Below are 22,526 nucleotides of genomic sequence, written 5' to 3' on the forward strand. Positions count from 1 at the left end.
TTTTTAGCCATCAAAAACAGCTGTTTTAATGAAACGCCATTTCTACTTTTTAATCACCATTGGTTTCTTAATCCTTTGGAGTTCTTGCCGTAAAGATTTTGAATTTTCACCTAGTACCGGTAGCCTGGAGTTTTCAAAGGACACAGTATATCTGGATACCATCTTTAAAAATATCGGCTCAAGTACTTATAACCTCAAGGTTTACAATCGAAGCGATGAGGATATCCTAATTCCCACCTTAAAATTAGGACGTGGCGAAGACTCTCAATATAGATTGAATGTTGACGGAATTGCCGGCAAAACGTTTGAGAATATAGAGTTACTGGCAAAAGATAGCATGTTCATTTTTGTGGAAACTACCTTTAACACTGACATCACTCCTATCACATCAAATGAAATGCTTCATACGGATGCGATTGAGTTTGATTCTGGTGGCAATTTGCAAAAAGTTGAACTAGTCACTTTGATTAAAGATGCGATTTTTTTGTTTCCTGAAAGAGATGGTGATACAAAAATTATTGAAACCCTAACCTTGAATATTGGAGGCGAATTAATTGAAACCGACCTTCCAGGGCGTGAATTGGAAGCAAACCAATTAACCTTGACCAATGAAAAACCCTATGTTATTTACGGTTTCATGGCCGTACCGACTGGACAAACCCTGACCATTGAAGCGGGAGCAAGACTACATTTCCATGAAAACTCGGGCATTATAGTACAGGCGGGTGCCTCAATAAATGTGAACGGTGCTTACAGTCCAGACCAGGAAACATTGGATAATGAAGTGATTTTCGAGGGAGATCGTTTGGAACCGGGATTCGCAGAACGTCCAGGACAGTGGGGCACGATTTGGCTTTTGGAGGGTAGTGTGAACAATGTCTTCAATTATGCGACCATTAAGAATGCATTGGTCGGTATTTTAAGTGACGGCAATGCCACTGGACCAAACAATAAATTGACCATTACCAATTCCCAAATTTACAACTCGGGGAGTTTTGGCATTTTGGGCCGAGGTACTTCTATTTCAGGTGAAAACCTCGTATTGAACAACGCCGGGCAATCTTCTTTGGCTGCTACTTTAGGAGGTAAGTATAATTTTACCCACTGTACCATTGCTAATTATTGGAATAATAGCTTTAGGCCACTGCCTGCGCTATTGATTAATAATTTTATTTTGGATGAGGAAAACAATGCCACAGTAACCGATTTAATCGAAGCCAATTTCAATAACTGTGTCATTTACGGCAATGACAACCCTGAATTTCTTCTGGATGAAATTGAAGATGAGGCCGTGGAGTTCAATTTTAAATTTACCAACTGCCTAGTACGATTTGAAGACCGCAACGATAATTTTGAAGGCCCCAATTATAACTTCGATAATACCGACCATTACGAAGGCATGATTTTTAACCGAGACCCCAACTTTTTGGATACCAATAAAAACCTATTGATTATTGGGGAGGATTCGGCAGCTAATGGACGAGGAAATGCGTCTTTTGCAAGCCAAGTACCCAATGATATTTTAGGGGTGAGTAGAACAACAAGCCCAGATTTGGGGGCTTATCAACACATTACCTTTCCTGAGGAGCAATAAATAAGTTACTTTACTAGTTACCAGTAATTTCAAAAGTTATATTGGAAGTCACCAAAAAAGATGTTGAAAAACTAATTGAACTGAAAAGAAAAGACACTTTTTTTAATCATTTATGGAACGTCTTTTCCCGAGATTTGAGATCAGCGGGAGAAATTAATAGACATGAAATAAAAGTTTGGAATCAAAACCTTTGGAATGCATCTTTTTATCCGATTTTCAAATTTGAATTCAATGCTAGCAATCACCTGATAAAAATTAGTGACCGACTTAATCCTGTTGGAAAAATGCTAATCGGAATTTTAGTTTTTGGGTTTCTGTATTTCGTGTTTCCAAAAAACCCGACAGAATTTAATTTTATTGGCAGTTGGCCAATAATTCTTTTCTTATCGGCTTTTTCTTCAATTTTTATTTTGTTTGCACGAATGATTTATAGGTTTGAAAAACAGAACCAGCTTGATGAAATATTTGAATTATTAGATATAGAAGTCGAGGAAAAGGAACCTGAAAAAGAGTGGTCTGCCAAAAACATATTAATAAGACTATTTACCTACCCCTTTTGTCTCTTTTTAATCGGACTTAATATCTTTCTCATTATTCCAAATCAGGGATACATTCCAGCAATTGGAATATTTATATTTGTTGGGCTTTACTTAATTTCGGATTTGAGAATGATCTTTAAAAACAAAAACTGAAATTCAAAACGTGCAACTCAAATCACTCCCCCTCCAACTGAGCCTTATACAAATCCAAATTAGCCTTGGTTTCTTCATCCAATTCGGGCTCCACAATATCGGTATATTGGCTTAGCACGTCATACATGATTTTTGCAACAATATACCGAGCCGTGGGCTTGTCATCCGCAGGAATGTTGTACCAGGGCGCATGTGCTTTTGAGGAACGGTTTAAAACATCTTCATAACATTCCTGATATTTATCCCAAAGTTTACGTTCCTTTAAATCCCCTGATGAAAATTTCCAGTTTTTTTCCTGTTTGTTCAGCCGTCTTAACAAACGGTACTTTTGCTCATCTTTGGACAGATTTAAAAAGAACTTAAAAATAATGGTGCCATTTTCGGCCACGTGCTTTTCAAAATTGTTGATTTGCTCAAAACGCTTGTCCCAAAAGGCATCGTCAATATCATCCACCGAATCTACTCCTGGAATATTTTCTGCCATAATGTACCCTGGATGCACCCGAGTGACCAATACATTTTCATAATGCGTCCTGTTGAATACCCCAAACTTACCCCTTTGCGGCAAGGCTATGTAGTGTCGCCATAAATAATCATGGCTCAATTCCAAATCCGTAGGAACTTTAAAACTATGCACCTCTACGCCCCTTACATTAAAACTCTTGAACACCTCGCGAATCATACTGTCCTTTCCGGCAGTATCCATCCCTTGTATACAAATCAACACCGCATATTTGTCATGAGCATACATGGTGTTTTGGATTTCAGCCAGTTTTTTTCTGGTTTTTTTGAGTGCCTTTTCAACGGCTTTCTCGTCCGCACCTAAATCTAAAGCCGTCGGCAAATCCTTAATATTGATTTTTGAGGTGATTTTGAAATCTGATTCGGTAATTTTTTTCACGGTAATATTTTAATGGATTCCTGCCTTCACAGGAATAAAAGTAGTTATTAATTATCTAGTTAGAAGTCAACCCCTGCAATTTCATTGCAGTTAATTTAATTTCTATGAGCTTTTTTTATTCTGTTTGTCATTTCGAACAAAGTGAGAAATCACATCATCATTTCCAAAATTATGAAATTCCTCTTCGTCCCGATTGCTATCGAGACTCATTCGGAATGACAGAAATTTTGGATTTTTACTTTGAAGCAAACAATTTTACGTCCTGTTCGCTAACTTCCTTGCCTCCTAAGATAATCAAACGCTCGATAACATTACGCAGTTCCCTGATATTTCCGGTCCAATCATAATCTTGGAGTAATTTGATAGCTTTATCAGAAAAGTTCTTCTGAGCCGTACCCTGCTCGTCTGCAATTTTCTTTGAAAAATGTTTTACCAGCAACGGAATGTCCTCACGCCTGTCGTTTAATGCAGGCACTTTTATTAAAATAACAGCGAGGCGATGGTATAAATCCTCTCTAAACTTACCTTCTTCGATTTCCTTCTTCAGGTCTTTATTGGTGGCAGCAACCACGCGAACGTCCACTTTTATATCCTTATCGCTACCGACTCTTTGCACCCGGCTTTCCTGCAGAGCTCTTAGCACCTTTGCCTGGGCAGACAAACTCATATCACCGACCTCATCCAAAAAAATTGTGCCTCCGTTAGCCGCTTCAAACTTCCCCGCACGATCTTTATTCGCACTGGTAAAAGCCCCTTTTACATGCCCGAACAATTCACTTTCAATCAATTCGCTTGGAATGGCCGCACAGTTTACTTCAATCATCGGGCCTTTCACTCGCTCACTTTTTTCGTGAAGCCAGTGGGCTACCAATTCCTTGCCCGTTCCATTGGGTCCAGTGATCAAAACCCTGGCGTCGGTTGGAGCCACCTTATCGATCATTTCCTTAATCTGGGAAATGGAATCGCTCTCACCAATCATTTCATATTTCTTGCTGACCTTCTTTTTAAGAATTTTGTTTTCAACTACAAGTTCCTTTCTATCCAATGCATTCCTAACTGTGTTCAACAGTCGGTTTAAATCTGGCGGTTTTGAAATATAATCAAACGCCCCCAAACGCATGGTATTCACGGCCGTATCTAAATCACCATGACCAGAAATCATCACCATGGGTACTTCAGGCTTTATTTTTTTTGTGGCTTCCAAAACTTCAACACCATCCATTTTTGGCATTTTGATATCACACAATACCAAATCAAAATCCTCTTTTTTGATTTTGTCCACACCACTCAATCCGTCTTCTGCTTCGGAAACTTGGTAGGTATCATTTTCTTCTGATAGTATTTTGACCAACACACGCCTAATAGCGGCTTCATCTTCAATAATCAATATTTTTGGCATATTCTTAAATTTTAAATTTTATTCCAGTTCTTAAATAAAAAGCATTTAGGCGGTTCAATTTAAAAATTTCATCTCGATTTGAATTCCTTAAAACGTTATTTAGCCTAAAAGTGTAACCTGTATACAAATACCCTACCAAATGTTTAGTGAACAAATATTCGTAACCAAATCCTCCTACGATAACCGATAGTGAAATATGGTCAACATTCTGCCCATTCACCACTGAAACCTCTTGTAAATGAGCAAGGTATCCATCCAAAGCTGAAAAAGCCTGCACATTACTTTTGCCATTTATGGCATATTTTAAATTTGATTTAGGCACACCGGCATTATAACTCCATTTGTCATTTATCTGCCGAAAATAACTTATAAAGGGCAAAGGAAAAGGTAATCCTGTGGTGGCATTATAAGTGAGCCCTAAAACCAAACGATACGGACGCTTCAAGCTTTCATCGTCCTTGCGGTCGTGAATCAAAAACAGGCCTCCATTCATAAAATAGTCGTCGGACACCAAACTTCTTGTAAGGGTTGAGGCAATCCTTGGATTGAATTTCATCCCTACACGCCAATGGGCGTTCCATTTAAAGGTATAGGCCAAATTGAGGTCTATCACATGAATTTTATTTATTCTGCTGGTATTAAAGGGATAGTCCTCCTCGAGCTCTAATAAGATGTTGTTATATTCTGCACCGACCACAAAATAATTGCCTTCTTTTACTTTAATCGGATAATTTAAAAGTGCCCTCAAGCGGGTGTATCGGTCTTCAGATCTACTTTGTGGAATAAAGGAATATTCCACTCTTACTAAATCGGTCAATTGCGCTTCCACCTCAGTCAGTCCTGCGAAAACAAACACTGCAAAAATCAACCCTTTTAGTTTTTGAAACATATTATTCCTTTGGATTTGCTTCTGAAGTATTTTGAATAATATGAATATCTCTTTGCGGAAATGGAATACTGATATTATGTTCTCGAAAAAGCCTATCGATTTCAAAACGAATATCGCTCTTCGGAAAAACGGCTTGAAAACTATCATTTGTGGTAAACATCACCCTGAAATCCAAGGAACTTTCTCCAAAATCATCAAAAAAAACAGTCGGAGCGGGGTGCTTTAAAACCATGTCGTGCGATAATGCGGCCTGCAACAATAATTTTTTGACCAACTGAACATCACTTCCATACGCCACCCCAACAGAGACACCCTCCCGAGTGGTAGAACCATTTTGAGTCCAGTTGTATAAGCTATTTGTTAGATATAAATGATGGGGTATAATAAGTACCCGATTATCTCGCGTTACTGCTCTGGTGGTGCGCAGTTTCACTTCCTCAACTCTACCGATTTTTCCATCTATTTCTATTATATCACCTACATGGATAGTCTGATCCAATAAGATTAAAACCCCAGCAATAATATCTTGAAAAAGAGTTTGAAGCGCCAGCCCAATTCCAATTAATAACGCCGCTGAGGCCGCGAATACCGCCGTCACATTAACCCCTACCGCATGAAGGGTGATCAGTAGTATGACCACATAGACCAACCATCTGAAATACCCAAATACAACATTAAACTTAGTCTTATCCGCCTCGGGTAATTTCTTGGTAAGTATTCTAAAAATAAGCTTTAATAGTAAAGTAGTCAAGAATATTACAGTTATGATAACCAGCACATCCTTGACAGAAATACTGATACCATCACTAAAATCATAATGTGCATTAAGTACAGTATTGATTTTCTCCCAAGCGGAACTGTCTGTAATCTTTTCTTCTATTTCTTTTAATTGAAAAGGCATATCAATATTTTATCCATTTCATTAACTCTTTATAACTTGGTTTCTTGCCATACATCAATATGCCTACCCTATAAATTTTGGCCGCAAACCACACCGTGAACATAAACGTACCGATCAACAACGCCAACGAAAGCAACTGTTGCCAGACTGGCACACCAAAGGGGATTCGCATTAGCATTACTACCGAGGAGGTAAAAGGTATAAACGAAAACACCGTGGACACCGTACCGTGCGGATCCTCAATTACCGTAAATATACCAATATAAACGGCTAAAATTAAAGGCATAATGATGGGCATCATAAACTGCTGCGTGTCTGTTTCATTGTCCACGGCAGCACCAATAGCCGCATACAACGAACTGTATAACAGGTACCCGCCAATAAAAAATAGCACAAATGCGATGATCAAATTGGCCAATGGCAAGTTAAAAAAGGCTGCCATTCCCTCCTGAATATGCGCATTGATCTCAGGATTTTCTAAAGTTTGTTCCAGCATCGCTTGTTGCGGGGTGCGCATTTGGGTCATGTCAATATCAAAAATGATGGAGACGATAACCAGTAAAATACTCCCAAGAAAAATCCAAATACCAAATTGGGTCAGCCCTGCCAAAGAGGTGCCAATAATTTTCCCTAACATCAACTGGACCGGTTTTACCGAGGAAATTATGACCTCGATAATACGGCTCGTTTTCTCCTCTATGACACTACGCATAATCATATTACCATATATAATGATGAACATGAAGAGTAAATACCCCGCAGCGCCACCAAAACCCAACTTTAAATAACTATCTAATTTTGAAGAAGTTTCGCCAGCAAAGGTTTCTTGGTTGATATCCACCCACACCTTCGAGGCTTCAATTTGAGCCACATCTAAATTGGCGTTTTTACGATTTATATCTGTGAGATGCCTCCCTAAAATGCGTTCCAAATTTGAAATCACCGTCAAGGACGGTGATTCCTCGGAATAAAATTTTACGCTTTGTGAAATTTTTTCAATCGATGACTCATTCTGAATATGCAACAACCCATAGGAAGAAGCCTCAGCCACCAAATCCTTGGCATCTTTTAAAGACATTTGTTCTAATGGAGTAAATTTAGTTTGCTCAGTATCCTTAAAAACATCAGAGACCATTCCCGATTCGTCCAAAACCATAATACTGCGTATCTTGTCATTATTCAATTGAGACAAATAGGCGACTACTGTGATCAGGGCAATCATAATCACTGGACTTAAAATGGTCATAATAATGAACGACCTGTTCTTTACTTTGGAGAGATATTCCCGCTTTATGATAAGTGGTAAGTGGTTCATAGGTTATTTTGGGTTACCGTTTGAATAAAAATATCGTTGACACTCGGAATTCGCTCCACGAAATGAGACACCTCCCCTTTTGATGTTAGATACTTCAATAAATCGTTGGGGGTTTGATTTCCGTTGAGTTTAATATTCAATTTTAACACATCATCCAGGCTTTTAAAATGTGCAGGAGCAGTTTCAAATTGCTTCCCCAAATGTTGATGCAATGCTTCTGGATCTGAGTTTTTGACACCTATCTCATATATATTGGCCTTATAACTGCGTTTAACATCCAATATCTTGCCATCCAATATCTTGTTTGATTTGTGAATGAGAGCGATATCATCGCACAGCTCCTCTACCGACTCCATCCGGTGAGTGGAAAAAATTACCGTGGCACCATTGTTCCGCAGGTTCAAAATTTCATCCTTGATCAAATTGGCATTTATGGGGTCAAAACCCGAAAATGGCTCGTCAAAAATCAAAAGTTTAGGTTGGTGCAATACAGTAACTACAAATTGTATTTTTTGTGCCATCCCTTTGGAAAGTTCTTGAATTTTTTTATTCCACCAATCTCCGATCTCCAATCGGTCGAACCAGTACTTCAAGCGTTCTTTTGCTTCGGTTTTGCTCAAGCCCTTCAGTTGTGCTAGATACAAGGCCTGCTCCCCAACCTTCATGGACTTGTACAAGCCTCTTTCTTCTGGTAGATAGCCAATATCCTTTACATGGGAGGCCTTTAATGGCTCTCCATCTAAAAAGACAGAGCCTGAATCCGGTATAGTAATCTGATTGATGATTCTAATCAAGGTCGTCTTTCCGGCACCATTTGGGCCCAAAAGGCCATAAATACTGCCTTTGGGAACAGAAATAGACACGTTGTTGAGTGCAGTAAAACCTCCAAATTTTTTACTAACACCATTAACTTCCAATAGGTTATTCATTCATCGTTTTTTGTTAAGCGGATGTAAAGATATTAAATGTTGGTGAGTCAAATAAGGCTAATAGCTTCAAAAAATAAACGCAAAACTGCAAAAGAATTCGGGCACCTGTTCAATCAGAACACTCCCAAAAACAAAACCCACCCTCAATCGAAATTAAGGATGGGAAAAAAATTGCTATGAAAAAGAAAAATTATCACTAATGTTAATTAGCGATAATCAAATATAGTTTTTTTTTCTCAACTAATAGCAAAACTATTAAGATAAGTTATTTTATGCACGAAAATTTATTTGAAATAAAGAAATTTCAGAATTCTTTTACATTATTCTCAGCTATGAAAACATATCCTTCACTTTTTCAAAAAAGGATTTATCCGAGCTTTCCGGTTTTGGCGAAAAGTGGTCGTCTTCCAGCATATTTTCGAAAAATTCACGTTGTTGCTTATTTAAAGTCTTTGGCGTCCAAACGTTAACGTGGACCAACAAATCTCCCTTGCCATAGCCGTTGATACTTGGAATACCTTTGCCTCGCAAACGCAGTATTTTTCCTGATTGAACACCAGCTTCCACCTTAATCCGAACCTTACCGGTTACGGTATCAATCTCTTTTGAAGTCCCCAAAACGGCCTCTGGAAAACTTACATATAAATCATAATGCAGATTATCACCTTCGCGCTGTAGGGCCTCATGGTCCAATTCCTCAATGGCTACCAATAAATCGCCAGAAATGCCATTGCCGGGGGCTTCATTTCCTTTACCCGTGACTTTCAATTGCATGCCATCAACAACGCCTGCTGGAATCTTGATGGAAACTGTTTCCTCAGCCACCTTTAAGCCCTGACCGTCAGCATCAGCCGGTTTTTTATCTATGGTCTGTCCTGCACCACCACAAACATTACATGGTGCTGAAGTTTGCATGCGCCCCAGAATAGTATTGGTAATGCGGGTAACCTGCCCCGTTCCATTACATGTAGAACAGGTTTTGTAGGTAGTTCCCGGTGCCTGGACTTTGCGTTTTACTTTAATTTTCTTTTCCACGCCATTGGCAATTTCCTCCAAGGTCAATTTAACCCGGATACGAAGATTGCTCCCCTTCATACGGCGTTGGCCTCCGCCTCCACCGAAACCGGAAAATCCACCACCAAAAGCACCCCCAAAAATATCACCAAACTGGCTGAAGATATCATCCATATTCATACCTCCACCACCAAAACCGCCTGCTCCATCAAACGCTTGGTGTCCAAATTGGTCGTATCGTGCTTTTTTATCAGGGTCACTCAAGACCTCATAAGCCTCTGCCGCCTCCTTAAATTTTGCCTCAGCCTCCTTATTGTCTGGATTTTTGTCCGGGTGAAACTCGATAGCTTTTTTCCTGTAAGCTTTCTTTATTTCACCAGCACTCGCACCCTTGCCAACTCCTAATACCTCGTAATAATCTCTTTTTGCCATGATATTTTCTTATAAGCCTATTACCACTTTTGGATAACGGATAATTTTTTCGCCCAGCGTGTACCCTTTTTCAATAACGTCAATAATGTTGCCCTTCAAACCATCAGATGGTGCTGGAATTTGTGTGACAGCCTCGTGAATATCGGCATCAAAAGTATCCCCTTTTTCAATAGCGATGGCCTTCAGTCCTTTTTGTTCCAAAGTGGACAACAATTTTTTATAAATAAGCAATACGCCCTTTCTTAATTCCTCGGCCTCTTTGTCTTCTTCAATATGCGTTAGTGCGCGCTCAAAATCATCCAATACCGGCAACAAAGTTTTCATCACATCCTCACTTGCAGTAGCAAACAACTCCACACGCTCTCGAGATGTACGCTTTCTGTAGTTTTCAAACTCTGCAAAAAGCCTTAAATACTTATCTTTTTCCCGTTTAAGCTCGGCTTCCAACTTCTGTTCCGCAGTCAGTTCTTCCTTTTCGGAAGAGTTTTGCTCCTGCTCCTCAACTGCTACCGCTTCGTTTTCCAAGCCATTAACCTGCTCCTTTTCAATATCTTTTGCTTTACTCTTTTTAGCCATGATGTATCATTTTAATACTACTCTATTTCGGTTGGCAAAAGTACTGCCATTATTGCTAAAATGCCATATTGTCATCAAAAAAAATCACGTATTTTGTTTAATTTTTATTTTCATTTGTGAAACAAATTATTAGATTTGCATGTCTAACACTAAAAAACACTACAAAATGAAAAAGAATTTTCTAAATCTTCTTGGAATTTGCGCTATTGCCCTTGTGGTAGTGGGTTGTAAAAATAAAGCTAAAGAAGCAGAGACATCGGATGCGGAAACAGTTGCCGAAGCTAAGGTTGAGGCTACAAAATACGTGGCGGATATCGATTCGTCAACTATAGAATGGAAAGGCTTCAAGCCAACTGGAACTCATAACGGCACAATTAAATTGGACTCTGGAGTACTGAAGGTAAATGAAGGGGCTATTGAAAGCGGATCGTTCCTTGTAAACATGAACTCCATTACCGTTTTGGATATGCCAGCAGATGACAAAATGAACTCGAAGCTTACAGGACACCTTAAGAGTGCAGACTTTTTTGATGCTGAAAATCATCCTAATGCCGCATTTGAAGTTACTGGAATTGAAGAATCTGAAGGCAAAACTATGCTTTCCGGAAATTTAACCATAAAAGGGATCCAGCAAAATATTACTTTCCCGGTTTCAGTTTCCCAAAATGGAGATATGTTGACACTGACTAGCGAGAGTTTCACTATCGACCGTTCAAAATGGGAGGTAAAATATGGGTCTAAATCCTTCTTCGACAACTTAGGTGATAAATTTATCAATGACGATATCGAGCTAAAAGTAAATCTTTCGGCTAAAAAAGCTTAATAGAGCGACTAACTCAAATTATTTATTGAAGCCACCCCATTTTGGGGTGGTTTTTTTATGAAAACTGACAAATGTAAGGCATTGGGATTTTATTTCGTTTTAATTTTGTAGTCTAAACTAACAACTGCAAACCCATGAAAGCAAAAATCGGTTTTATCTGCTTTGTCCAATTATTGTTACTGCTATCCTGCGTACAATACGATAAGGAAAAACACAAATCGCATTTGGCCAATGCACACTGGAGTTATTCTGGTGAAACCTCACCTGAAAACTGGGCTGAAATTGAGAAAAATTCAGACTGCGATGGCAACCATCAATCCCCTATAAATATTATCCATCGAAGGGCTGACTCCATCCAGATGTCGGATGAGCTGAAAATTCTATACTCCCCTAAAACACTTCTAAAAGAAGTTGAAAATAATGGACATTCCGTGCAGTTTGATTTTGAAGCTGGTGACTCCATTAATTATAAAAACGAGACTTATTATTTGAAGCAAATCCATTTTCACGAACCATCAGAGCATAAAATAAATGGGTTAATTTATCCAATTGAAATGCATTTGGTGCATATCAGTAAAACAGGAAGCATTACCGTTTTAGGATTATTGGGAGAAGAAGGCGAAGAAAGCCAACTGTTCGAATTCTTTGAAAGCTTTTTGCCTTTAAAAAATGGCGAAATAAAGGATATCCATCAAAAAATTGATCTTTCCGGATTGTTTTTAGAGAACAAACATTATTATTCCTATGGCGGTTCATTGACCACCCCTCCATGTAGCGAGGGTGTTAATTGGATTGTGTTTAAGGAGCCTATTGTTTTATCGGTGGAGGAGGTTATTAAATTGAGAAATAACATGCCCCTGAACAATTACAGGAATGAACAGCCCATAAATAACCGGTCAGTCAAATATTATTATTAGATTTCACGGATGAAGTATAAAGCAGTAATTTTTGACCTTGACGGCACGTTAGTAAATTCGATTTACGATATAGCCGACGCCATGAACATGGTACTTGCAAAACGTAATTATGAAACCTTCGACTATGAGACTTACAAAACGTTTGTCGGTCACGGGGTACGGAGCTTAGTTGTCAAGGCAATTCCCGAAGCAGATGAACATCTTATTAAAGAATGCCTTCATGATATGATGACAATATACAGCAGGAACTGTACCCATAAAACAGTGACCTACGAAGGCACTCTGGAACTTTTGGACACTCTAAACTCCAATGGCATAAAGCTTAGTGTATTATCCAACAAGGAAGATTCTTTGACCAAAAAAGTAGCTTCAAGCCTTCTTCCCGGTTACGTTTCACCAACTATTGGATTAAAAGAAGAGCATTTAAAAAAGCCCAACCCCAAAGTCTTATTGGAAATCTGTAGCTCACTTGGGGTTACTCCCTCAGAAAGTATATATGTAGGGGATACTTCTGTTGACATTAAAGTAGCCAAAAACGCCAAAATGCTTGCCGTTGGTGTAAGCTGGGGGTTTAGGGCCAAAGAAGAGCTAATAGAAGCTGGTGCCGACTATATATTGGATTCCCCCGCCGATTTACTAAAAATCTTATAGTTTTTCTATTTCAGAAAATCTAAAATGTTCCTTTCAATACGCTCTTGAATATTGGACACATCTGCTTTTACAAATTTTTCACCAGTAATGTTTTCGTATAGTTCGATATAGCGTTCGCTAACTGTTTCTATATACGCATCGCTCATAAAAGGCACGGTTTGCCCTTCCAAGCCTTGGAAGTTATTGGAAATCAACCATTGGCGCACAAACTCTTTCGATAGCTGTTTTTGTAGCTCACCCTTTGCCTGACGTTCTTCGTAACCTTCAGCGTAAAAATAGCGCGAAGAATCAGGCGTGTGGATTTCATCGATTAAAACGATTTTGCCGTCTTTGGTTTTCCCGAATTCATATTTCGTATCCACTAAAATTAAACCCCTAGAGGAGGCAATTTCCGAACCTCTTTGGAACAATTTGCGTGTATAATCTTCTAAAACCAAATAGTCTTCCTCCGAAACGATACCTCGTTTTAGAATATCCTTTCGTGAAATATCCTCGTCATGGTCGCCCTGCTCTGCTTTGGTGGCTGGTGTAATTATTGGCTCAGGGAATGCATCGTTTTCTCTCATACCATCAGGCATTGGCACCCCGCAGAGTAATCGCCTACCTGCTTTATACTCCCGTGCCGCATGACCAGACATATAGCCTCGGATTACCATTTCCACCTTAAAAGGCTCACACAAATGCCCAACAGCTACGTTGGGGTCGGGGGTTGCGGTTAACCAATTTGGCACCAAATCTTCAGTAGCCGCCATCATTTTTGTCGCTATCTGGTTCAAGATTTGGCCTTTGTAGGGAATCCCTTTTGGCATTACCACATCGAATGCCGAAAGGCGGTCCGTTGCAATCATGACCAGTTGCTCGTCATTAATGTTATAAACTTCCCGCACTTTTCCTTTATAGACGTTTTTTTGGCCTGGAAAATTAAAATTGGTATCGGTTAAGGTGTTGTTTTTTTCTGCCACGAATTCGCGAATAATTTTATAATGATTTAATTTCAGATGCTTCGACTGCGTTTCGACTCCGCTCGACGACCATTCCCAGCTATAGCATCCGTTTATTTTTTTGCCCTACTGAAACTGCGACTGCAAACCTGCTAATCCCTATTTTCTATGCTTTTATATGCTGAAATGATTTTCTTTACCAATTTATGGCGAATCACATCTTTATCGTCCAAAAATACGATGCCGACGCCATCTACATTTTTCAAAATTAATAGTGCTTCCTTTAAACCCGAAATAGTCCTCCGGGGCAAATCGATTTGTCCAGGGTCGCCCGTCAGCAAAAACTTAGCGTTTTTCCCCATCCGGGTTAAAAACATCTTCATTTGGGCATGTGTTGTGTTTTGCCCTTCATCCAAAATCACAAAAGCATTATCCAGGGTCCGCCCTCTCATAAATGCCAATGGGGCAATTTGAATGGTGCCCTTTTCTATATAGTTCGCCAGTTTTTCTGGGGCAATCATGTCACGAAGGGCATCGTAAAGCGGCTGCATGTAGGGATCCAACTTTTCCTTTAAATCCCCTGGTAAGAACCCAAGATTCTCGCCTGCCTCCACTGCAGGTCGCGTTAAAATGATGCGCTTTACCTCCTTATTTTTTAAGGCTTGAACCGCCAGTGCTACTCCCGTGTATGTTTTACCCGTTCCAGCTGGACCAATGGCGAATACCATATCATTTTTGCGCATCAGCTCCACTAATTTCCGCTGGTTTACGGTTTGTGCCTTTATCAATCGACCTCCTACCCCGTGTACGATAACCTCTCCGCTTTGCTGAGATGTTTTATAATCTTCGCTACTTTGGCTTGTCAAAACCCGTTCAATAACATTTTCGTCCAGCTTGTTATATTTTCCAAAGTGTTTTAGCAACATCGTAATGCGCCTATCAAACTCCTCAAGCAACTCTTCGTCACCAAAGGCCTTTATCTTATTGCCACGCGCTACAATTTTTAACTTAGGGAAATACTTTTTAAGAAGTTCTATATTCGCATTTTGCGACCCAAAAAATTCTTTTGGACTTATTTCTTCAAGTTCAATAATAATTTCGTTCAAAAGTATGTTATTAGTTTAATGGTTTACAGGTTAATAAATTGAAATGATTTATTAGCTTTGCTAAACTGTTTTAATGCATCCAAAAATACATAAATTTGGGTGAGCCAACATTAAAAACATATCAACAATTTTTTGCCCATGGCTATCATCACATTAACTACCGATTTCGGTGAAAAAGACCATTTTACTGGGGCTACCAAAGGTGCCATATTCAGTGAACTGCCCGATGTAAATATTGTTGATATCTCGCATGGGGTTTCGCCGTTTAACATTCCAGAAGCGGCATATATTATTCAAAATGCATACAGTAGCTTCCCAAAAGGCACGATTCATATTATTGGCATTGATGCGGAACTTAATCCTGAAAACCAACATATTGCGATTGAGTTGGACGACCACTATTTTATCTGTGCCAACAACGGCATCATGAGTATGATTTGTTCGGAAATCGCACCACGAAAAATTGTGGAAATCAATATCCATGATAAAATCCAGAGCAGTTTTCCTGTTTTGGACGTTTTTGTAAAAGTAGCTTGCCACATTGCCCGTGGTGGGACTTTAGAGGTAATTGGAAAGCCGATCAACAACATCAAGCCTATCAATAATTTAAAGCCCTATGTGAATGAGGACAAGACCAAAATTATCGGTCGCGTGATTTACATTGACGCCTATGGCAATGTGGTGACCAACATCAGAAAGCCCTTTTTCGAAACGATTCAAAAAGGCCGTAAATTTGAAATTACCGCACGCCAATACAAGTTCAAAACCATTCACAAAAAGTACAGCGATTTTATCAATTTTGACATTCCAAAGGAAAAGCGCCAAGATGAAGGCAAAGGTTTGGTTGTATTTAATTCCGGAGGGTTTTTGGAAATTGCAATGTATAAAAGTGATTCCAAAAAGCACGGTAGTGCCGCTACACTGATGGGTCTACAAATCCGCGACGCTATTGGCATTGATTTCATTACGGTTCCCGTTGTGCCACAAAAAGAGGACGTATTTTAAAATAGAATTTTATGCTGGTACGAATCGTAAAAATGAGCTTTGAGCCACAGTCCATAGAAACATTCTTGAATATTTTTGAAAGCAGTAAAACTAAGATTAGAGGTTTTGAAGGCTGTGAGTTTTTGGAACTTTACAGAGACAAAACTAACCCCAATATTTTTTTTACTTATAGCTATTGGAATGACGAAAGCGATTTGGAACGCTATCGAAACTCAGAGTTGTTTAAATCTGTTTGGGCCCAAACCAAAGCAGTTTTTAATGCGAAACCTGAGGCTTGGAGCTTGGATAAATTGGAAACGATGAAGTAGGCAGTCGCAGTCGCAGTAAAAGAAATACTATTTTTTTAAATTAGCCGACCTGAATGAAAAACTTAACAACATAGTATTACAAAATTCAAAACCGTAACCTGGAACTAAAAACTTGAAACCTTAAACCTTCCCGATGCTGTCCATCCTAAAAAAAGAAATCAATACATTTTTTGCCTCGCCTATCGGATATCTGGTGATAGCCATGTTTTTGGTTTTGAACGGATTGTTTCTTTGGGTCTTTAAAGGAGATTTTAACATCCTAGATTATGGGTTTGCGGATTTGTCGGCATTCTTTTTATTGTCGCCTTGGATTTTATTATTTCTGATTCCAGCAGTAACCATGCGTAGTTTTTCGGATGAAAAAAAACAGGGCACTTTGGAACTGCTAATGACCAAACCTGTTTCTAAAACCCAGATTGTTTTAGGAAAATATTTTGGAGCATTTATCCTCATTATTCTGGCTTTGTTGCCAACCCTCTTGTACGCTTACTCGATACATCAGCTTGGGGACCCTATTGGTAATTTAGATTTGGGCAGTACTTTTGGCTCCTTTTTTGGCCTGATTTTGTTGGCCGGGGCTTACACTGCCATTGGAGTTTTCGGTTCGACGTTATCGAGTAACCAAATAGTCGCGTTTATCATTTCTGCTTTTCTATGTATTTTATTTTTTATTGGATTTGAAGGAGTTACGGATTTTACTTCAAGTACTACTATAGAGCAGTTCGGCATGAATTATCATTATAAAAGTATGAGTCGTGGCGTGATTGACACTCGGGACATTCTTTATTTTTTAAGCGTTATTGTCTTTTTTGTGTACGTTACCAAACTCAACTTAAACAACCATAAGAAATGATTTTTACGCCTAAATTTATTATCGCTTTCTGTATTATTTTCATTGCTGTTTGGATATTTGCAACAACTATAGATAAACGTAAATGGGTAAGTTTTTTGATTACTGTCGTAGGTGCACCTATCTTCTACTTTTTTATTTTTTACCCGTTAATAAATATCTTTTTTAGTTTTCATCACCAGAAATATTTTGATGCGCAGGCATGGGAGGACAAACCAGCCTTGCGCTATGAAATGAGCGGTAATTTGCTCGATGAAAAGTTGCTCATTGGTAAATCTAAATCCGAGGTTGAGTCGCTTTTAGGGGAAAGTGAATGGTTTGGCTGGGATGATACTTTGAAAGCCAATTCCCCTGAAATTTGGAATTTCAATTTAGGTTTCAAGCCAGGGGCTTTTAATACGCTGCAGGAGTGCTTAAAAATTGCTTTTAAGAGCGACAAGGTAATCGAGGTAGAACAATACCAAATTGAAAAAAAGTTTGAGTAAATTGATAAAACATATTGGCATTGCGGGTATTGTAATATTGGCAGTAAATTTTGTGGGACATCAGTTTTACAAGCGTTTCGATCTTACCAAAGACAAACGTTATACCTTAAGCACTTCTGCAAAAGATATTGCAAATCTGGCCGAATCACCCCTTGTTATCGATGTGTTTTTAAAAGGCGAGGAATTCCCATCGGAATTCAGACGGCTTCAAGATGAAACACGCCAAATACTTGAAGAGTTTTCCGATGTCAACTCCAATATTGTTTTCGACTTTATCAACCCATTGGAGGATGAAAATTCAAGGCAACAAACTATTCAGGTGATGACCCAAAGAGGATTGATTCCCATGCAGTTGGAAGTAAAAGAAAATGGAAAATCCTCGCGGGAAGTTATCTTTCCATGGGCTTTGGCAAGCTACAATAATCAGACTGTAAGTATTCCTTTGGTAAAAACCAAAATTGGCATGTCCCAGCAAGAGCTAGTAAGGAATTCCGTGCAACATTTGGAATATGCCTTTGCCGATGGATTTAAAAAATTGCTCACTCCAAAAGCCAAGAAAATTGCAGTGTTAAAAGGGAATGCACAACTGGATGACAAATACATTGCAGACTTTGCTAAAACTTTGGGAGAATACTATTTTATAGCGCCTTTCACCTTGGATAGCGTTGGCTCCAATCCTCAAAAAACTTTGAAGGAGCTATCAGAATTTGACCTCCTCATTTCCTGCAAGCCCACAGAAGCCTTTTCCGAAGAAGAAAAATTTACTTTGGACCAATACACCATGCATGGAGGAAAAAGCCTTTGGTTAATCGATGCCGTGGCTATAGAAAAGGACAGCCTTTATAACGATACCGGTAAAAACTATGCAGTCGCCAGAGATTTAAACCTCACGGGTTTTTTCTTCAATTACGGCGTGCGCATCAATCCAGTCATGGCCACCACGCCCTATTCTGCGCCTATCACCCTGGCCATTGGTGGCGGTAGTGATTCGCAATTTCAGCATTTACAATGGCCGTATTCGCCATTGGCAAATTCAGGAAACAACCATCCTATTACCGATAACTTAAATTTGGTACGTTTTGACTTTGCAAATGCAATTGATACACTTAAAAACAACACAAAAAAGACCATTCTTTTAGAAACAGCACCTATTTCAAGGGCTGAAGGCACACCTCGGGAAATTAGTTTGGATTTAGTAACCAAACCTATTGACCCAAAAACCTTTAAAAACGAAACCCAAACACTTGCTGTACTATTGGAAGGTGAATTAAAATCAGCCTTTGCTAACATTGTAAAACCTTTCAAAATTGAGAACGTTAGAGACAAAAGCGCAGATACCAAAATGATTGTAATCGCCGATGGCGACGTGATTAAAAACGACGTAGTACGCAATCAACCACAGGAACTTGGCTTTGATAGATGGACGGGAAAACAGTACGGCAATAAAGAATTTTTGCTTAACGCGGTGAATTACCTTTTGGATGATAATGGACTTATAAACATTCGTTCCAAGGAAATTGAAGTTGCCTTTTTAAATCAGGAAAAAATCGCCTCTGAAAAAACGTACTGGAGGCTCCTAAACATTGGATTACCAATAGCTTTGCTTGCCATTTTCGGTTTCGTTTTCAACTACTTCAGAAAGAAAAAATACGCTACCTAGCTGTTGATAAGTTTGTTTCGATAAAACAGAGGTTTAGGATATATTTGTAGATAGCGATTTTCAAAATTAAACGCATTTATTCATAATGAAATTTATAGTATCAAGTACTTATTTGTTAAAGCAATTACAGGTTTTAGGCGGTGTGATCAACAGTTCAAACACATTACCGATTTTGGACAACTTTTTGTTTGAATTGGACAACTCCAAACTTACGGTTTCCGCTAGCGATTTGGAAACCACCATGTCCTCTACCCTCGATGTGGAAAGTGACAGCGAAGGTAGCGTGGCCATTCCTGCTCGTTTATTGCTTGATACCTTAAAAACCTTTCCGGAGCAACCCTTGACCTTTGTTGTTGAGGACAACAACACGGTTGAAATCAGCTCCAACCACGGAAAATATGCCTTGGCCTATGCGAGTGGTGAAGAATTTCCTAAAGCTGTGGCTTTAGAAGACCCAAGTAAAACTGTGATTTTAGGAGATATTTTGGCCACGGCTATCAGTAAGACCATTTTTGCTGCAGGTAATGACGATTTACGTCCGGTAATGAGCGGTGTATTTTTTCAGTTTTCAACGGAAGGCTTGACTTTTGTGGCTACGGATGCCCATAAATTGGTAAAATACACCAGAGAGGACGTAAATGCCAGCCAAGTTGCCGAATTTATCATGCCCAAAAAACCTTTGAATTTGTTGAAGGGTATTTTAGCAGGTAGTGAGGACGAAGTGACAATTGAATACAACGACTCTAATGCTAAATTCACTTTTGAAAACTCCGAATTGATTTGCCGTTTGATCGACGGGAAATACCCGAATTACGAAGCTGTGATTCCCAAGGAAAATCCGAATAAATTATCGATTGACCGCAATCAGTTTTTAAATTCTGTACGCCGGGTTAGTATTTTCTCAAATAAAACAACCCACCAAATACGTTTGAAAATCGCAGGTGCAGAATTAAATATTTCAGCCGAAGATGTGGATTACAGCAACAAGGCCGAAGAACGTTTAACCTGTGATTATCAAGGCGACGATATGCAGATAGGCTTTAACTCCCGCTTTTTAACAGAAATGCTAGGTAATTTAAGTTCTGATGAGGTGAGCTTGGAAATGAGTATGCCCAACCGCGCCGGTATTTTAACGCCCGTGGATGGATTGGATGATGGGGAGCAGATTACGATGTTGGTGATGCCGGTGATGTTGAATAACTAGTCACAGGTAAAAAGAGACCTGTCATTCTGTCCCGATGACTATCGGGATTTTTTCAGAATCTAGATATAGTGATAAAGCAGTAATCGGTTTGGTTACTGCTTTTTTATTCTTGACTTTATCAGAAAAAATAACGAAATTCGTTTAACGTCGAATACAAGTCATTAATACTGCGGATATCTGTGGCAACATTAGCTCCAATGTGAAACGAAATTGGTTTATTCAATTACTTTACAGAAAAAAATTATCAGTTCACAATTCATTCCCCCCACTAAAAAAACTCAATACATTTTTATCGATGTTCTTTTGTAAAAACATTAGAATGATAAATTTCTCATGAGTATACTGACTATATAATGAATATATCATCATTTCAAAATAGTATATTTACATACTTAAAATTCAGAATATAGTTTACCGTAATAAGAAGTAATGAAAAAAATAAATCCAATACAGCATTATCAACTTATAACAAATGTAAAAACATGATATATTACATATCTAAGTTTAACAGAAGAGAATTAAAAATAATAATTGCTATTTGTTTGCTATCAATAACAGCAACCACTCATTCGCAAGCCATTATTCACACAGGTATAACTTTTGATGCAAACTCAGGGGCAGGAACTATAAGAATAGATTCTAACAATAACGGTTCACGAATTACCGACTGTACTTTTATCAATTATAAGGATCCAATCATCACAATAATTGGCGCAACAGATGTTATTATTGATAACTGCAGGTTCATTGATGCTCCTGGAAAATTATTAGATAGAGATATACATGCCATTAACATAGGCAGTGAAGGACATGACATAATCATTCGTAATTGTACATTTCGTGACATTGGAGCAGATGGATTCCAATGTGGTCATTCTGGAGGAAACATTACAAACATCACCATTGAAAATAATCTCTTTGAAGTTACTAAACCTCGAACTGGTGAAAATGGTGTTGATTTAAAGCAAACAACTGGACCAATCTATGTTCGTAATAATGTGTTTAAAGGATTTAGACCTTGTGAGAAAGATACTCAACTTGGATGTACAGGAAGTTCAGGAGAAGGACTTGTGATGCATTTAGGCACAAAAAATGTCATAATAGAAGGCAATCGATTTACTGATTGTATAGATGGTATTGAAATTGAAAATGCAGGTGATACAGAAAATGTTGTTATAAGAAATAACGTTTTTCATGATAACGTTGAACATGGTCTTAATGCACGAGTTGGTTTTAATCTTCGTGTCTACAACAACACATTTATAAACAATGGGGTAAGGCATGTTCGTTTTCAGTCTAATAATATAACAGGTGCTAATAAGAACAATTTTTATGTTGGGAATGGTACTAGTTTTGAAAATGATCAATTAGGTGGAGAAGGAAACCTTGTTATTGCAAATGTAGCAGATGCAAAATTTGTTGATGTAAGTCAACACAATTATCGTATCGAAAGTAATTCACCAGCAATAGATGTTGGAGTAGAAGTTAGTGAAGTTACCAAAGATTTGGATGGTGAAGATAGACCTACAGGTGGATTATACGATGTTGGTGCCGATGAATATTATGCCTCCCTAGGTATTCAAGATTTGTATTTAGATAAAATTCAATTATTTCCAAATCCAGTAAATGATAATAAATTGTTCTATAAAGTAGCAAGTGGTACATTAATAAAGAACTTTTACTTAATGGATGTAAATGGACGTATAGTATATCAAGTCAACTCTTTTAACCAAAATTACATCGATGTAGCAACCATTCCCTCAGGAATTTATTTTGGATATATTGAATTAAACTCAAACCTTATTATTAAAAAAATAGTAAAACAATGATTCAGAAATGAACTTCATCTATCAGTGAAAGAGTTTAAAAAAATAAAAACTGGTGCTAAAAACGTGTATATTCAATTTCTTGCTTCTTGCCTACTTGGGAAAATA

General features: G+C 38.4%; 21 protein-coding genes. 11 read left to right on the forward strand and 10 right to left on the reverse strand.

Annotation, left to right across the window (positions count from 1 at the left end):
* Positions 1–28 precede the first annotated feature (28 nt).
* Complete coding sequence (locus tag H7U19_RS14200; RefSeq protein WP_186563538.1) at positions 29–1,594, forward strand: hypothetical protein; 1,566 nt, start codon at positions 29–31, stop codon at positions 1,592–1,594.
* A 714-nt stretch (positions 1,595–2,308) separates the two neighbouring features.
* Here the strand turns inward: H7U19_RS14200 and H7U19_RS14205 are convergent.
* From H7U19_RS14205 to H7U19_RS14240, 8 genes are all read right to left on the reverse strand, one after another.
* Complete coding sequence (locus tag H7U19_RS14205) at positions 2,309–3,178, reverse strand: PPK2 family polyphosphate kinase (protein ID WP_425489562.1); 870 nt, start codon at positions 3,176–3,178, stop codon at positions 2,309–2,311.
* Positions 3,179–3,422: 244 nt separating this feature from the next.
* Positions 3,423–4,586, reverse strand: a complete 1,164-nt coding sequence (locus tag H7U19_RS14210) for a sigma-54-dependent transcriptional regulator (RefSeq protein ID WP_186563540.1) — start codon at positions 4,584–4,586, stop codon at positions 3,423–3,425.
* Positions 4,587–4,590: 4 nt separating this feature from the next.
* Positions 4,591–5,475 (reverse strand): DUF6268 family outer membrane beta-barrel protein, encoded by an 885-nt coding sequence (locus H7U19_RS14215; protein ID WP_222597446.1) that lies wholly within the window; start codon positions 5,473–5,475, stop codon positions 4,591–4,593.
* A gap of 1 nt (position 5,476) precedes the next feature.
* The gene (locus tag H7U19_RS14220; protein ID WP_186563541.1) at positions 5,477–6,376 is read right to left on the reverse strand and encodes a mechanosensitive ion channel family protein; all 900 of its coding nucleotides are present in this window, start codon (positions 6,374–6,376) and stop codon (positions 5,477–5,479) included.
* 1 nt (position 6,377) lies between these two features.
* Positions 6,378–7,691 carry an ABC transporter permease gene (locus H7U19_RS14225; RefSeq protein ID WP_186563542.1) on the reverse strand — a complete coding sequence of 438 codons (1,314 nt, stop codon included), beginning with the start codon at positions 7,689–7,691 and terminating at the stop codon, positions 6,378–6,380.
* A complete protein-coding gene (locus tag H7U19_RS14230) occupies positions 7,688–8,620 on the reverse strand; it encodes an ABC transporter ATP-binding protein (protein ID WP_186563543.1) in 933 nt (310 codons plus the stop codon). Before H7U19_RS14230 ends, H7U19_RS14225 begins: the two co-directional genes overlap by 4 nt.
* Positions 8,621–8,950: 330 nt before the next feature.
* On the reverse strand, positions 8,951–10,066 hold the full coding sequence (gene dnaJ / locus H7U19_RS14235) for a molecular chaperone DnaJ (protein ID WP_186563544.1): 1,116 nt from the start codon (positions 10,064–10,066) through the stop codon (positions 8,951–8,953).
* Between the two features lie 9 nt (positions 10,067–10,075).
* Entirely contained in the window at positions 10,076–10,642 is a 567-nt protein-coding gene (locus tag H7U19_RS14240; protein ID WP_186563545.1) for a nucleotide exchange factor GrpE, read from the reverse strand.
* A gap of 166 nt (positions 10,643–10,808) precedes the next feature.
* Here H7U19_RS14240 and H7U19_RS14245 point away from each other — a divergent pair, with 166 nt between their 5' ends.
* The 3 genes from H7U19_RS14245 (at position 10,809) to H7U19_RS14255 (ending at position 13,033) form a co-directional block, all read left to right on the forward strand.
* Positions 10,809–11,465, forward strand: a complete 657-nt coding sequence (locus H7U19_RS14245; RefSeq protein ID WP_186563546.1) for a YceI family protein — start codon at positions 10,809–10,811, stop codon at positions 11,463–11,465.
* Between the two features lie 134 nt (positions 11,466–11,599).
* The gene (locus H7U19_RS14250; protein WP_186563547.1) at positions 11,600–12,382 is read left to right on the forward strand and encodes a carbonic anhydrase; all 783 of its coding nucleotides are present in this window, start codon (positions 11,600–11,602) and stop codon (positions 12,380–12,382) included.
* Between the two features lie 9 nt (positions 12,383–12,391).
* On the forward strand, positions 12,392–13,033 hold the full coding sequence (locus H7U19_RS14255; protein ID WP_186563548.1) for an HAD family hydrolase: 642 nt from the start codon (positions 12,392–12,394) through the stop codon (positions 13,031–13,033).
* Positions 13,034–13,038: 5 nt separating this feature from the next.
* On the opposite strand, the gene H7U19_RS14260 is transcribed toward H7U19_RS14255, so the two are convergent.
* Both H7U19_RS14260 and H7U19_RS14265 read right to left on the reverse strand, forming a co-directional pair.
* Positions 13,039–13,995 carry a phosphoribosylaminoimidazolesuccinocarboxamide synthase gene (locus tag H7U19_RS14260; protein ID WP_186563549.1) on the reverse strand — a complete coding sequence of 319 codons (957 nt, stop codon included), beginning with the start codon at positions 13,993–13,995 and terminating at the stop codon, positions 13,039–13,041.
* A 131-nt stretch (positions 13,996–14,126) separates the two neighbouring features.
* Positions 14,127–15,080, reverse strand: a complete 954-nt coding sequence (locus H7U19_RS14265; RefSeq protein WP_186563550.1) for a PhoH family protein — start codon at positions 15,078–15,080, stop codon at positions 14,127–14,129.
* Positions 15,081–15,218: 138 nt separating this feature from the next.
* On the opposite strand from H7U19_RS14265, the gene H7U19_RS14270 reads away from it, so the two are divergent.
* The 7 genes from H7U19_RS14270 to H7U19_RS14300 all read left to right on the forward strand — a co-directional run bounded on the left by H7U19_RS14270 (position 15,219) and on the right by H7U19_RS14300 (position 22,421).
* Positions 15,219–16,085, forward strand: a complete 867-nt coding sequence (locus H7U19_RS14270; protein WP_186563551.1) for an SAM hydrolase/SAM-dependent halogenase family protein — start codon at positions 15,219–15,221, stop codon at positions 16,083–16,085.
* Between the two features lie 11 nt (positions 16,086–16,096).
* On the forward strand, positions 16,097–16,393 hold the full coding sequence (locus H7U19_RS14275) for a putative quinol monooxygenase (protein WP_186563552.1): 297 nt from the start codon (positions 16,097–16,099) through the stop codon (positions 16,391–16,393).
* A gap of 133 nt (positions 16,394–16,526) precedes the next feature.
* Positions 16,527–17,246, forward strand: coding sequence for a gliding motility-associated ABC transporter permease subunit GldF (gene gldF, locus H7U19_RS14280; protein WP_186563553.1), 720 nt, complete (start codon positions 16,527–16,529; stop codon positions 17,244–17,246).
* Positions 17,243–17,728 carry a hypothetical protein gene (locus tag H7U19_RS14285; protein WP_186563554.1) on the forward strand — a complete coding sequence of 162 codons (486 nt, stop codon included), beginning with the start codon at positions 17,243–17,245 and terminating at the stop codon, positions 17,726–17,728. Before gldF ends, H7U19_RS14285 begins: the two co-directional genes overlap by 4 nt.
* On the forward strand, positions 17,721–19,388 hold the full coding sequence (gene gldG, locus H7U19_RS14290) for a gliding motility-associated ABC transporter substrate-binding protein GldG (RefSeq protein ID WP_186563555.1): 1,668 nt from the start codon (positions 17,721–17,723) through the stop codon (positions 19,386–19,388). Before H7U19_RS14285 ends, gldG begins: the two co-directional genes overlap by 8 nt.
* Before the next feature lie 85 nt (positions 19,389–19,473).
* Positions 19,474–20,592 carry a DNA polymerase III subunit beta gene (gene dnaN, locus H7U19_RS14295; RefSeq protein WP_186563556.1) on the forward strand — a complete coding sequence of 373 codons (1,119 nt, stop codon included), beginning with the start codon at positions 19,474–19,476 and terminating at the stop codon, positions 20,590–20,592.
* A 482-nt stretch (positions 20,593–21,074) separates the two neighbouring features.
* A complete protein-coding gene (locus H7U19_RS14300; protein ID WP_186563557.1) occupies positions 21,075–22,421 on the forward strand; it encodes a right-handed parallel beta-helix repeat-containing protein in 1,347 nt (448 codons plus the stop codon).
* The last annotated feature ends 105 nt before the right edge of the window (positions 22,422–22,526 follow it).

This window comes from Hyunsoonleella aquatilis (genome assembly GCF_014270105.1).
In the GTDB taxonomy this organism is placed as follows: Bacteria; Bacteroidota; Bacteroidia; order Flavobacteriales; family Flavobacteriaceae; genus Jejuia; species Jejuia aquatilis.